Here is a 12,749-nt window from a genome sequence, read left to right as displayed (position 1 = left end):
CCACCGCGCTGCTCAAGGGCAAGAAGAAGCCCTCCGACGCCGACATCGACGCTGCCATGGCCGGCAACGTGTGCCGCTGCGGCACCTACGTGCGCATCCGCGCCGCCATCCACGACGCTGCCAAGACCCTGGCCTGATTGAAGGAGACCACCATGCACTTCGAACCCCATGCCCTGCAGGGCCAGGCACAATATTTCATGCCGAAACACCTCCAAGCGCTAGTGAATAAAGCGCAGGGCGCTATTAATTCAGGAGCTTTTGATGCGTCGGAAGGTGTGGCTCGCCGCACCTTCCTCAAGGTGTCGGCTGCCTCGGGCTTTGCGCTGGGCGCGTTTCCCCTGGTGTCTGCTGCACAGGGCGCAGCCGCTGCGGCCCCAGCTGGCCTCAAGCCGCACGAACAGCCCTCGGCCTTTGTGCGCATCGATGCCGATGGCACCGTCACCGTCACCATCAATCGCCTGGACTTTGGCCAGGGCGTGCAAACCGGCCTGCCCATGATCCTGGCCGAGGAGCTGGATGCCGACTGGAGCAAGGTGCGCAGCGTGCACGGCGACGCCAACCCGGCCTACGCCGACCCCGCATTTGGAATGCACCTCACCGGTGGCTCCAACTCCATCAAGAACTCGTATACCCAGTACCGCGAGCTGGGCGCGCGCACCCGGGCCATGTTGGTTTCGGCGGCGGCCGCCCAGTGGGGCGTGGACGCGTCGGCCCTGCGCACCAGCAACGGCTTTGTGGTCGGCCCCGGTGGCAAGAAGCTGGGCTACGGTGCGCTGGCAGAAGCCGCCATGAAGCAGCCCGTGCCTGAAAAGGTCGCACTCAAGGACCCCAAGCAATTCCGCCTGATCGGCAAACCCACCGGGCGGCTGGATGCCAAGGCCAAGTCGAGCGGCCAGCAGGACTACGGCATTGACGTGCGCCTGCCCGGCATGTTGACGGCCGTGGTGGCCCGCCCGCCCGTGTTTGGTGCCAAGGTAAAGTCCCTGGACGACAGCGCTGCCAAAGCCATCAAGGGCGTGAAGGCCGTGCTGCGCGTGCCTACCGACCGGAGCGGCGAGGGCGTTGCCATCGTGGCCGACGGCTACTGGCCCGCCAAGCAGGGGCGCGACGCCCTCAAGGTGGARTGGGACACCAGCGCGGTCACCAAGCCCGACACCGCCGCGCTGCTGGCGCAGTACCGCGAACTGGCCGCCAAGCCAGGCAATGTGGCCATGCAGGCCGACATGGCGCCGCTGGCGGGCGCCCCCCACAAGATCAGTGCCGAGTTCGTCTTCCCGTACCTGGCGCACGCGCCCATGGAGCCGCTCAACTGCACCGTGAAACTGGACGGCGACAAAGCAGAACTCTGGATGGGCACGCAGATGCCCGGCCTGGACGCTATGGCCGCCGCCAAGACACTGGGCCTGCAGCCGCAGAATGTGAAGGTCAACACGCAGATGGCCGGTGGCGGCTTTGGCCGCCGTGCCATCCCCACCAGCGACTACGTGGTGGAGGCCTGCGRGRTSGCCAAGGCCGCGCGCRCYGCCGGCMTSAMYGCGCCSGTGCGCMYGCTGTGGAGCCGCGARGACGACATCAAGGGCGGCTACTACCGCCCCATGCACSTGCACCGCGCCGAGATCGGCTTCGACGCCAAGGGCAAGATCCTGGCGTGGGATCACACCATCGTCGGCCAGTCCATCACCAAGGGCTCGCCATTCGAGGCCTTCATGATCAAGAACGGCATTGACGCCACGGCCATCGAGGGCATGAAAGAGCCGTATGACGTGCCCATGAAGCTGTCGGTGCACCACCCGGATGTGAACGTGCCGGTGCTGTGGTGGCGCAGCGTGGGYTCCACCCACACSGCCTWCGYSATGGAGACCCTGMTCGACGAAGTGGCCCGTACCACCAAGCAGGACCCTGTGGCGTACCGCCTGGCCCTGATGGGCGACAAGCACCCGCGCCACAAGGCGGCGCTGCAGCTGGCCGTCGCCCAGTCGGGCTACGGCAAGAAGAAGCTAGCCGCAGGCCGTGCCTGGGGCGTGGCGGTGCACGAGTCGTTCGAGTCGGTGGTGGCCTATGTGGTCGAGGCCTCCGTCAAAGACGGCACGCCCAAGCTGCACAGCATCACCGCAGGCGTGCATTGCAACCTGGTGGTCAACCCCAAGAGCGTCGAAGCCCAAGTGCAAGGCGCCGCGCTGATGGGCCTGGGCACCTGCCTGCCCGGCGCTGCCATCACGCTCAAGGACGGTGTGGTGGAGCAGAGCAACTTCGGCGACTACGCCGTGCCCCGCATCACCGACATGCCGCAGGTGACGGTGCACATCGTGCCCAGCGCCGATCCGCCGAAGGGCATGGGCGAACCGGGCCTGCCACCGCTGGCACCGGCGTTTGCCAATGCCATTGCGCAGATCACAGGCAAGACGCCGCGCGAGCTGCCGTTCAAGCTGGCTTGATAAAGCTAGTTGGAATGAGAGCGCCGGGTTTGGAAGAGCCCGGCGCTTTTTTTATGACCCATCCATCTGCTTCAGTTCGGGGTCCGACATAGCATTGCTCTGGCTGTGTTTTAGCGCGCAGCTTTCGGCCTCCTTCAAGCGGCAGAGAAATGACTGCAACGCAGCCATTGCCGTCGGCCGTTTTGGTCTCTCGACCTCGCAGAATGTGCCATCAGCGGTCTTCTAACGCTCCTATCCCAATCTTCAAACCAGTGGGACTGCATGATGCGCCTAACTAACTGGAGTCAGATTGCATCGATGGAATTGGAGACCTGTATGCATTTTGGTGCACGCGTATAGACAAGCGCTATCAAACCTGCAAAATGTAACAACCAGTACAAAGGTGTTGCATGCCACGGTTGCTCGCGCAAAGACGAAGTTTTGAGAGAAAAATCCTTTTGGGATTTCTGTCCGCACTAATTGTTGTTGCAATGGTCACAGCTGCCAACTGGCGACTGACACAAGCCAGTCGTGATGCAGTGCAACTGGTTTCACAAACCCAACAAATCGTCAATGCAGTTTCGCGGTTAAACGAAGACACCCTCCAAATTGAATTGAGCACTCAAAGCTACAGGATTTCTGGCAGAGAGGATGTCTTAGCGGAAAGAGACAAACAGATTGAGGCTCGCGAAAAGACCATGGGAAGTTTGAGAGAACTGCTCGTGGGTGACGCCGAACAGTTGGAGCGGTGGCAGCAACTTCGGGCAGTTCTAGATCAGCGCATCGCGATTGCCAAGCAGGTAAGTGCCTTGCGCGCGACAGAAGGCTTAGAGGCCGCCAACGCATTTGTTGCCGCGGCTCCCTTGCGCGAAACGCGCGAGCGTACCGTCTCGATACTTAAAGCGATGGACGACGATGCCCATTTGTCGCTCGAAGAGCGTGCGGCAGACCAACTCAGGAGCCAGGGTTTATTGACGGAAGTTGGATGGGCGATGGCTTTTCTGCTGTCAACCTTGCTTGTGAGCACATTCGTGCTGGCACGACGTCAACTTCTTGCCAGTGAGGCAGACCAACGGGCACTGGCCAAGAGTGAAGCGAAGCTATCGACCACGCTGCGCTCGCTGGGTGATGCTGTTTTGGTAACAGATGCGCAGGGGCGGATCACACGCATGAACCCTGTGGCAGAACGACTCACCGGGTGGGCTTTTGAGCTTGCCGAGGGGCAATTCGTTGATGTTGTATTCAAAGTGGAAAGTCTGTCGGGTCCGGCAACAGGGCGAGGTCTTGTGGCGCAAGTTCTGTTCACCAATAAGGCCTGCCAAGATACAGAAGATATTGTTCTGGCTCACAGAAACGGAGGGCTGTGCCCGATTGGTGCGAATGCAGCTCCTATCCGAAGTGAGGACGGGAGCCTACAAGGTGTGGTCCTGGTTTTTCGTGACACTACGACAGAGCGAAAGGCCAAAGAGCTGATCCGCGATCAAAACGCCTTGCTCGAACAACACGTTCAAGAGCGAACTGCTCAATTGGTTGACACGCAAGAGCATCTGAGGAGCGTGATGAGCAGCGTACCCGCCATGATTGCGTACGTGAACTCTGATCGGCGATACGTCTATGTCAACGAGCAGTACAGAGCACGATTTGCCCCAGATTTCGAAAACATTGATGGCAAGACGGTTCGAGAAGTGCTTGGCGAAAAGCGCTATTGCATTGCAGATCCCATCATTGCAAAGGCCCTGGCCGGAGAGCCTCAGCAGTATGACTGGGAGCCGTTTCCTGGGGTTTGGCAGTCAATCCACTATGTGCCCAAGTGGGGGGCCTCGGGCAGCGTTGTGGGGTACTACGTCTTGGGCTCAGACATCACGCATCGCAAAACCGCCGAGGAGAGGATTCAGAGTCTGAACGAAGAGCTGGGTCACAGGGTCAATGACCTTGAGCGGGTGACCAAAGCGTGGAAGACCCTGAGTGCGGGCAATAGCGCCATGCTGCGGGCCACTGATGAGCAGCACCTGCTCGAATCCATGTGCAAAGCCATTGTCGACGCAGGTGGGTACCCGGTGGCGATGGTTTGGTACAGCGTGGACGATTCAGAGCGCTCTCTGCAGCCCATGGCAGAGAGTGGATATGCGCCTGGAATGAAGGCTCTTCAATCGCTGAAAGTCACCGCTGATGGGGGGACGTTTGGACAGGGCGCGATCGCCACCAGTATCAAGACTGGAAGCACCCAGGTCATCGGATCTATGCAAGCTGAGTCCGGTTATCAGGCTTTCCGCTCCGCTCTCCTGGACTTCTCCTCCTGCATTGCATGTCCTCTGACTGTCGATGGCGAAGTCGTTGGTGCTCTCGCAATCTTCGCCCGCGAAGAGCATGCCTTCGGAAAGGAAGAGGCGAACCTGTTGACCGAGGCAGCCGATGATTTGTCCTTCGGCATAGCTAGCCTGCGAAGTAGAGCAAAGCGCAAGGCTGCTGAACTTGAAATGCTGCGCCGCACGCGATTCGATGCTCTTACTGGCTTGGCGAACCAAACTCAGTTTATCGAACTCCTGACGCACGCGATTGAAAACACACGCAGGACAAAAAGCGGTAAGTCGGTGGCCTTGATCCAGGTGAACGTGGAGCGGCTTCGGGAGATTAATGATGCACTTGGCTTCGCACACGGCGATCAGGTACTACAAGAATTTGGACACAGATTGCGTGCTGCCGCGGCAGACGCTAGCTTGGTAGCAAGACTCAGAGGCGACGAATTTGCGCTTCTGATGACGTCAAGTGATGAAGAAGCAGCGATGGCGGTGGTTGCTCGGATACACGAACTCCTTGCGCAAGCCCTCCCCGTAGCGGGTATCTTGTTGGACATATCTGCACGCATGGGAGTCGCTTTGTATCCTGCACACGGCGATTCCGCCGATCAGCTGTTGCGTCACGTTGACTTTGCGGTGCACGAAGCGAAGAAAAGAGAGCAGCGGGTCGTGATTTACGATCCGCTCACCGTCGAAAATCGTCCAGAGCGGCTGACTTTGGCGGGCGAATTGCGTCGTGGCATCGAGAGCGGCGAGTTAAAACTGTATTTGCAACCCAAGATTGATTTTGCAAGTGGCACTCTTTTGGGTGCTGAGGCACTCGTCCGCTGGCTCCATCCTGAGCGAGGGCTGATTCAACCATCCCAGTTCATCGGGCTTGCGGAAAGCACGGGCCTTATCAAGAACCTCACTGAGTGGGTCATTGATGCGGCAATGCGTGTCTGTCGCGATGCGCAGGAGTGCGGAAACGATCTGTCGATTGCTGTCAACTTGTCTGCGAGAAACTTGCACGATGCTGATCTTTTAGACCGAGTGCGCTCGTTGCATGACCGTTGGGGTGTTGCCAGAGGGAGGTTGGAGTTCGAGATTACCGAGAGCACTGTGATGGATGATCCTGAGTCCGCTCTGCGAGTATTGCGGGGTCTACGCGACGACGGCATTTCGCTCTATATCGACGACTTTGGCACGGGCTATTCGTCGCTCAGCTATTTGCTGCAACTGCCCGTTGACTACATCAAGATTGACCAATCGTTTGTGCGTGGCATGTCCGTCTCCCGGGACTCAGCCGTCATTGTTAAATCAACTATAGACCTAGCCCATTCATTAGGGCGAAAGGTTGTGGCCGAAGGCGTGGAAACGCAGCAAGATTGGGAGAAGCTCGCTGCGCTCGGCTGCGATATTGCACAGGGCTATTTCGTGGCACGGCCAATGCCAGCAGAGAACTTTGCTGATTGGGCGCTTAAATTTGCCTTCGACAAGCCGGAAGCGGTGCTGCAATGAAGCACCCTATCTCGATCCCTATGCAGGCCGCTGGTTTCTTGGGGCTGTAGGCCTCATCTCGACGCTCAACCAGGCCGAATCCCTTGCAACAGATGCAAGTCTGCTGCACGTGATTTTGATGCGCTTTTTCTATGGGCGTGTGTTCATTGCGGATTGGCAAAGCCAGGAAGCTGTCTTCTTGCAGTCCTCGGCGGTTCGCTATCGATCGACTGCAAACAGCCTATAGCGGTTTCCCATCTTTCTCATCACCTTTGTAATCCAGAAAATGAAGACGCTTCAATTGCCGTGCTTGGAAAGCATGCAAATCGGGGCAGGACCCGTGGCCAATTCTGCTTTTAGATTGCGGAGATTGTTTTGACAATCATCGCCTGTTGTGCGCGGTCGCCAATGGTGGGTGTTGCGCCATGTGCGTGGCGGCGTTCAATACTTTAGATTCACCCCCAGATCGCCCAGCTTTTTCGCAAAAGAGTCCCTGCGTTTTGCCGCCTTTGCCGCTGTTTCTGTGGCGGCTTGTATCGCCTTGGGGCCCTTGTTCGCAGCCGCTTGGATCAGTCCGAACTTGTGAGCGGCATCTGCCTCGGCCCGCTTGAATGTGGCAATCAGTTCAGCATGCGCAATGGTTGGATTCACATCGGCTCCCTTATCAATCAGCGCCGTCACGCTTAAATTTGGACGTTGGTGCGAAGCAAGGCCGTTTTCAATTCGCGCGTGGCCGGTTTGGAAATATCCACCTTTTGCACCGCCAGATCGAACGAAGAGCCTGGCTTGATGCTGGTGGGCAGTATCTTTTTGGCTGGAAGCTTGGCAGGGTAGGTGCCTTTACCCGGACACATGCGAACGGAAAACCCGAATTCTTCGAGCAGGCCTTTTGCATACAGCTCCGCCAATTGGTGAAACGATACGAAGGTGGAGCGTTTCACGTCTTTGAGTCCGGGCTGGCTGACGTCGCGAACGAGCTCGAATTTGCCCAGTGAATCGCGCTGTGTATCAGTGAAAGGATGCAGCAAGAAAGCCTGACGAACGCCATCCTTTTTAGACACCAAAGTGTGCTCGACGGCTATATCGATTAGCAGCATATTTTTTATCTCCGCGAGTTGCAGTTTGCTTGGCCGAATCAGCTGGGGATCCTCTGCATGAATCGAGCGGTAAGTGTGCGCTGTGGATCGGGATGGGCTGCAAGGCGCAAAGCGCAGCAATAGCCGTAGCTATTGCGAGCATTTGCAACGCGGCAGACCGCCCGAGTCCGCAGATGCGCACGGCGCGGTGATTTGTTCAGAGGATCCCTGGTGCCACCCAAAGTCGCAGATTTTGTTTTCAAACCCAGTCACTGGGGTGCACGAAGCGGCCAAAAATCACCCGCGGGGCGAGGACTTTAACTGAAGGGCCCCCCATGGCAGTTCCATAGTGCGCGGCAAACGGAACGGTTCGGGTCAAAAACTGCCTGCCAATGGTGGTCGAGTGAAAGTTCGAAATCAGCCTGAGGCTGTCCGTGACGCTGCAGACCAACCCTATTGAATGAAAAGTGCTACTAGCGCTTTGTGGATAAGCGCTGGCAGCTATGAATTTTGAAGTGATCGACAGAGGAGCGTTGGCGGCGCTGCCATCACTTCATTTCAAACTGCGCTGATTGCACTTTGCTCCCCAGCTTGATCAGGCACCCGCAGTGAAGCGTGCGCCGCAGTCCTCTACGGTGCTCGGCGGTCCATGAGATGCTCTGGCCCCAGCGCTGCGCAGGAGGTGGCGCCCAGCATTGCCAAGTTGCGGTCCACCTCGGCGCGCAATAGATCGATGGCCGCTGTAACGCCTGCCTCGCCGTCCACTGCTGCTGCGTAGTTGAAGGGCCGCCCCACAAACACTGCCTGCGCGCCCAGCGCCAGGGCCTTGATCACGTCGGTGCCCCGGCGGATGCCGCCGTCCAACATTACGGTCATGCCGCTGCCAGCCTGCTCGGCAATGGCGGGCAGCACTCGCAGCGGGGCCACGGCGCCATCGAGCTGGCGACCGCCGTGGTTGCTGACGATGATCCCGTCCACCCCGTGCTGGCGGGCGAGGGCGGCGTCCTGCGGGCTGAGGATGCCCTTGACCACCAGCGGGCCGCGCCACTGGCGGCGGATGTGGGCGATGTGGCTCCAGTCAAAGTGGTCACGCGCGGCAAAGTCGCGCTGTACACGTGAGGACAGGATGGGCGCGCCGCGCTCGGCAAACGAGTTTTCAAAATGCGGCATGCCGTGGTGTGCCAGCGTGCGCAGCAGTGTGCCTGCCAGCCAGCGCGGGCGCACCATGCCGTCCCACGCCAGGCGAAGGCTGGGGCGCAGCGGGGTGGAGAAGCCCGCGCGGATGTTGTTCTGGCGGTTGCCCGCCACGGGGATGTCCACCGTCACTACGAGGGTCTGTACGCCTGCCGCAATCACGCGCCACAGCAAGGCGTCGATGCGTTCGGGGGTGCCGGGCAGGTAGGCCTGGAACCAGGTGCCGGGGGCGGCGGCCATCACTTCTTCCAGCCGGATGAGCGAGCTGCCGCTTTGCACAGCCGGGATGCCCGCCGCTGCCGCCGCACGGGCCAAAACGATGTCGCCCCGGTAGGCCGACAGCGCCGCTATGCCCATGGGCGCGATCCCGAAGGGGCTGGCGTAGCGCTGGCCAAACAGGGTCACGCCCTGGTCGCGTTTGGCCACGTTGCGCAGCACGCGGGGGACGAGGGCGATCTCTCGGAACGCCTGGCGGTTATCGTCCAGGGCCAGGTTGTCTTCCGCCGCCCCGGCCACGTAGCCAAAGATTGGGCGGGGTAGCACGCGACGGGCTGCGGCTTCAAAGTCGTCCAGCGACAGCAGATGGGCCGTGCGGCCACTGCGATGCGTTCCGTTGAAGGCGCTCCAGACATTGGTGGCGGGCTGTTGGGGCGCAGTGGAGGGGGTGGACATGGCGTGGTTCCAGACAACGGTAAACGGGGGCTGGAAAGCAGTGTCCTGAAACCGTAATAATCAAGAAAGCGAATTTATTGCTAATGATTTGTTCGCCAAATTGAAAATATATTCACGACATGACCCTCAAGCAGCTCGAAGCCTTCTACTGGGCCGCCACCTGCAGCAGTTTTGCCATGGCGGCCGAGCGGGTGCACCTGTCGGTGTCCTCCCTGTCCAAGCGGATCGCCGAACTGGAGGCATCGCTGGGCCAGGTGCTCTTTGACCGCGCCGGGCACCGCGCGGCGTTGACGGAGGCGGGCACGCGACTGGTGCCTCTGGCGGGCGCGTTGCTGCAGCAGGCAGACCGTTTGCAGCAGGACATGGGTAGCACCACCGGCCTGCGCGGCCCCTGCCGCCTGGGGGTGGGCGAGCTGACGGCGATCACCTGGCTGCCGCGCCTGGTGGAAGCCCTGGCGGCGGCGCACCCGGCACTGGAGGTGTCGGTGCACGTGGATGTGGGCGCTGCCCTGGCAGGGCGGTTGGACAAGGGCGAGCTGGATGTGGCCGTGATCGCCGGCCCCGCCAGCCGCAGCGCGCTCACCTCGGTGCCGCTGGCGCATGCGCGCTTTGCCTGGTGCGCTGGCCCTGGCGTGGCGCACGGCCTGCGCCAGATGGATGCCGATGCGATGCAGTCGCAACCGCTGATAACGCTGCCGCAAGGCTCGGGGGTGACCCACCTCATCGACGACTGGCTGCGGCAGGCCGATGCACGCCCCGCGCGCAGATTGGTGTGCAACCACTGGGGCGCCATCGTGGGCTTGCTGGCACAGGGCAGCGGCATTGGCCTGCTGCCCGAGGGCTGGGCGCAAGCCCTGCACGCCAGGGATGTGTTGCAGGTGTTGCCAAGCCCTGTGCCGCTGGGGTCGCTCGGCTATGCGTTGCACAGTCGGCGTGATGACCTGCGGCCGCTGGTGAGCATGCTGCACGGGCTGGCAGCGCAGCATGCGGATTTCACGGTGGCGAGTGGCGCGTTCTGAAGACTGCTGGCCCGGCATCGCAGCACTAGAATCGCGCCCGCTGCACGCCACAGTTGATGGCCCAGCAACCTGTTCAAGCGGAACCCCATGCTCGTATCGCCTTTGCTCCCCGTCGTTCTGGTGCTGGCCTCGGGCCGGGGAGCGCGTTTTGCTGCGTCCGGCGGTGCGGTGCACAAGCTGCGCGCGCCCCTGGGAGCAAAGACCGTGCTGGAACACACCCTAGATGCCGTGCGCGCCAGCGGCCTGCCCTGGCACCTCGAAGACGCAGGCCACCCCGGCATGGGGGATTCGATCGCCGCAGCCGTGCGCGCCACGGCCCAGGCGCCCGGTTGGCTGGTGTTGCCGGGGGATTTGCCGCTGATCCGTCCCGACACCTTGCGCACCATCGCCGCCGCGCTGGCGGACCCGGACTGCGCCGTGGTCATGCCGGTGTACCAGGGCGAGCGCGGTCACCCTGTGGGGTTTTCGGCCGCATGCTTGTCCAGCTTGCGGGCGCTGACTGGCGAGCAGGGCGCCGCTAGCGTAGTGCGCGCGCAGGCGCAGCAGGGCAGGGTACGGCAGGTGGAGGTGGATGACGAAGGCACGGTGACCGACATAGACACCGTGCAAGACCTGGAACGCGCCGCGCAGTTGCTGGCAGCGCGCGGGTAACGGCGGCGAAGGCCGCTTTCGCTTTATTTGGAAGCAATCACCGCGCAAGCCAGGCGCGGACCTGCGTTACCGGTGGGTTGGGTCTTGTAGTCGTCGGGGTCGCGGTGAACGATCAGGCCCTTGCCGACGATGTCTGTGGTGGGGCCGCCCACGCTGATGGACCGCGACACAAAGCTGAATGCGGCGACGCCGTATTTGTCGGCCTTGAGGCTGGGCAGATCACCGGTGTGGTGTTCTCCCGCGCCGTGGGACCCGTGCGGTTTGGCCGTGGGGTTGAAATGTCCGCCGGTGCTCATGCCGTCGCCGCTCGAGCAGTCGCCCTTTTCATGCACATGAAAGCCGTGTTCTGCGTCAGGTTTGAGTCCACGAATTTCACCCGACACCTGCACACCATCGCCGGTCTGTACAAACGTCACCGTACCAGTGGCTGTGTTGCCCCGGGTGGGCTCCAGCTTGGCGGTAGCGCGGTTGCCAGACAGGTGGGAGGCACAGCCCGCCAGCGCCACAACAGCCAGGGAAGACAGGGCAAAAGCAAAACGAATATTCATGACTCAAACTCCTCGGTGCGAATGAATGAACGCGGGATTGAACCCGATACAAAGGCGCAGTCTCGCAAGCCACCACGCGAGAGTCCAGAAAAATGTGCACTATGCCTCTTTTTGGGCCAACGCGATCAACCGAGCCAAAGCCCTGTCGTGGATGCCGTGCTTGCGCAACTCGTCGTAGGTGGCCTGGGCGTAGTCGCGGGTGGTGCCGTAGCGTCCACAGGCCTGCTCGAAAATGCGGCAGTATTCGTGGTCTGGCAGCTCGCCCGTGTGGTTGGGACTTTTGCGCGACAGGGTAAAGGCCAGCGCCCGCACCGGGCCATGGGGCGTGTGGCACACCAGCCAGCGCGGGTCGTAGACAGCGGTGACCATCTCGCGTTGCCACAGGTTGATCATCACCTGCCGCGCATGCACCTTGTCCACGCGGAACACCATGCCCCGGCAGCTTCCGCCCGACAGCATGCCGAACACCAGTCCCGGGCACTCGGGCGTGCCACGGTTGATACGGCTCCACATCTTGAGCGCCCGGTGCCAGCCGTGGACCTTGGCCGGGCGGCGCTCGGCGTAGTCAAAATCCGGCCGCCAGATGAGCGACCCATAGCCAAAAATCCACAGGTCCTGATGGCCACCCCATTCCTGGAGGGCACGCTCAAGCATCGGCGCCGGGTCTCGCAGTGGGGCGGGCAGATTCGTCATGCCTTCACTCTACAATCGAAAGCTTTGCTGCAAGCGGCCGGGGCCTTGTTTTCGCAACGCCTGCATTGGCCGTCCAACCACTTTATTCATCACTACAGGGATCTTCCATGTCCAACTCTGACGACGATAGCCAACAACGTTTTGCCCTCGGTTTTCTGTTTGCACTGATTGCGTTGGTGATCTCCGTGGTGGTGGGCACCGTGGTGGTCAAGCGTCTGGGCGCCAAGGCACCGGTCCGGCCTGCCGCCGTTGCGGCCAGCAACACGCCCGCAGCACCCGCCGTAGCCGTGGAAGAAGATATTGCCAGCGTGCGCGTGGAAAACGGCGTGGTGAAGTTCTACTTTGCCACCGCCAAGGCCGAACTGGCCGCAGGTGCCAACGAAGCCCTGGCCGACGTGGTCAAGGGTGTGGCTGAGGGCAAGAAGGCCGTCATTTCCGGCTTCCACGATGCCACGGGCGACGCCGCACTGAATGCAGAACTGGCCAAGCAGCGCGCAGTGGCCGTGGCCGAAGCGCTCAAGGCCCTGGGCGTGGCCGAAGACAAGGTGGAGCTGAAGAAGCCAGAAGAAACCACCGCGACCGGCAGCAACGCCGAAGCCCGCCGTGTGGAAGTGACGCTGGGTGCCCTGTAAGCGCCGCCTGCTTCTCCAACAAAAAACCCGGCGCTGCCGGGTTTTTTTGGGCCAAACGGCCGCATGCGCTAGTG

At 61.2% G+C, this 12,749-nt stretch carries 11 protein-coding genes; 6 read left to right on the top strand and 5 right to left on the bottom strand.

Annotated elements, in window-relative coordinates; all coding sequences use genetic code 11:
* From AC04MI_RS12195 to AC04MI_RS12185, 3 genes are all read left to right on the top strand, one after another.
* Nucleotides 1–137, top strand: a 137-nt coding sequence (locus tag AC04MI_RS12195; protein WP_476497874.1) for a 2Fe-2S iron-sulfur cluster-binding protein, incomplete at its 5' end; no start/stop codon positions are given.
* A 15-nt stretch (nt 138–152) separates the two neighbouring features.
* Nucleotides 153–2,435, top strand: a complete 2,283-nt coding sequence (locus AC04MI_RS12190) for a xanthine dehydrogenase family protein molybdopterin-binding subunit (RefSeq protein WP_476497873.1) — start codon at nt 153–155, stop codon at nt 2,433–2,435.
* 389 nt (nt 2,436–2,824) lie between these two features.
* Nucleotides 2,825–6,211: an EAL domain-containing protein gene (locus tag AC04MI_RS12185; protein WP_436077286.1), complete on the top strand. Its 3,387-nt coding sequence runs from the start codon at nt 2,825–2,827 to the stop codon at nt 6,209–6,211.
* A 420-nt stretch (nt 6,212–6,631) separates the two neighbouring features.
* On the opposite strand, the gene AC04MI_RS12180 is transcribed toward AC04MI_RS12185, so the two are convergent.
* From AC04MI_RS12180 to AC04MI_RS12170, 3 genes are all read right to left on the bottom strand, one after another.
* A complete protein-coding gene (locus AC04MI_RS12180) occupies nt 6,632–6,871 on the bottom strand; it encodes a hypothetical protein (protein WP_353937056.1) in 240 nt (79 codons plus the stop codon).
* A 2-nt stretch (nt 6,872–6,873) separates the two neighbouring features.
* Nucleotides 6,874–7,287 (bottom strand): hypothetical protein, encoded by a 414-nt coding sequence (locus tag AC04MI_RS12175; protein ID WP_056744850.1) that lies wholly within the window; start codon nt 7,285–7,287, stop codon nt 6,874–6,876.
* A 609-nt stretch (nt 7,288–7,896) separates the two neighbouring features.
* Nucleotides 7,897–9,132 (bottom strand): alpha-hydroxy acid oxidase, encoded by a 1,236-nt coding sequence (locus AC04MI_RS12170; RefSeq protein ID WP_436077288.1) that lies wholly within the window; start codon nt 9,130–9,132, stop codon nt 7,897–7,899.
* A 119-nt stretch (nt 9,133–9,251) separates the two neighbouring features.
* On the opposite strand from AC04MI_RS12170, the gene AC04MI_RS12165 reads away from it, so the two are divergent.
* On the top strand, nt 9,252–10,151 hold the full coding sequence (locus tag AC04MI_RS12165) for a LysR family transcriptional regulator (protein WP_436077289.1): 900 nt from the start codon (nt 9,252–9,254) through the stop codon (nt 10,149–10,151).
* Between the two features lie 87 nt (nt 10,152–10,238).
* Complete coding sequence (locus AC04MI_RS12160) at nt 10,239–10,802, top strand: nucleotidyltransferase family protein (protein WP_192421368.1); 564 nt, start codon at nt 10,239–10,241, stop codon at nt 10,800–10,802.
* Nucleotides 10,803–10,825: 23 nt separating this feature from the next.
* On the opposite strand, the gene AC04MI_RS12155 is transcribed toward AC04MI_RS12160, so the two are convergent.
* Both AC04MI_RS12155 and AC04MI_RS12150 read right to left on the bottom strand, forming a co-directional pair.
* Complete coding sequence (locus tag AC04MI_RS12155) at nt 10,826–11,350, bottom strand: superoxide dismutase family protein (protein WP_192421367.1); 525 nt, start codon at nt 11,348–11,350, stop codon at nt 10,826–10,828.
* A gap of 99 nt (nt 11,351–11,449) precedes the next feature.
* Nucleotides 11,450–12,043, bottom strand: a complete 594-nt coding sequence (locus tag AC04MI_RS12150; protein WP_099730270.1) for a gamma-glutamylcyclotransferase — start codon at nt 12,041–12,043, stop codon at nt 11,450–11,452.
* A 107-nt stretch (nt 12,044–12,150) separates the two neighbouring features.
* Between AC04MI_RS12150 and AC04MI_RS12145 the strand changes: the two genes are divergently transcribed.
* The gene (locus tag AC04MI_RS12145; RefSeq protein WP_436077290.1) at nt 12,151–12,675 is read left to right on the top strand and encodes an OmpA family protein; all 525 of its coding nucleotides are present in this window, start codon (nt 12,151–12,153) and stop codon (nt 12,673–12,675) included.
* Nucleotides 12,676–12,749 lie beyond the last annotated feature (74 nt).

The sequence above is a fragment of the Acidovorax sp. LjRoot204 genome, assembly GCF_056175785.1.
This window is presented reverse-complemented; position numbering and strand designations above follow the sequence as displayed.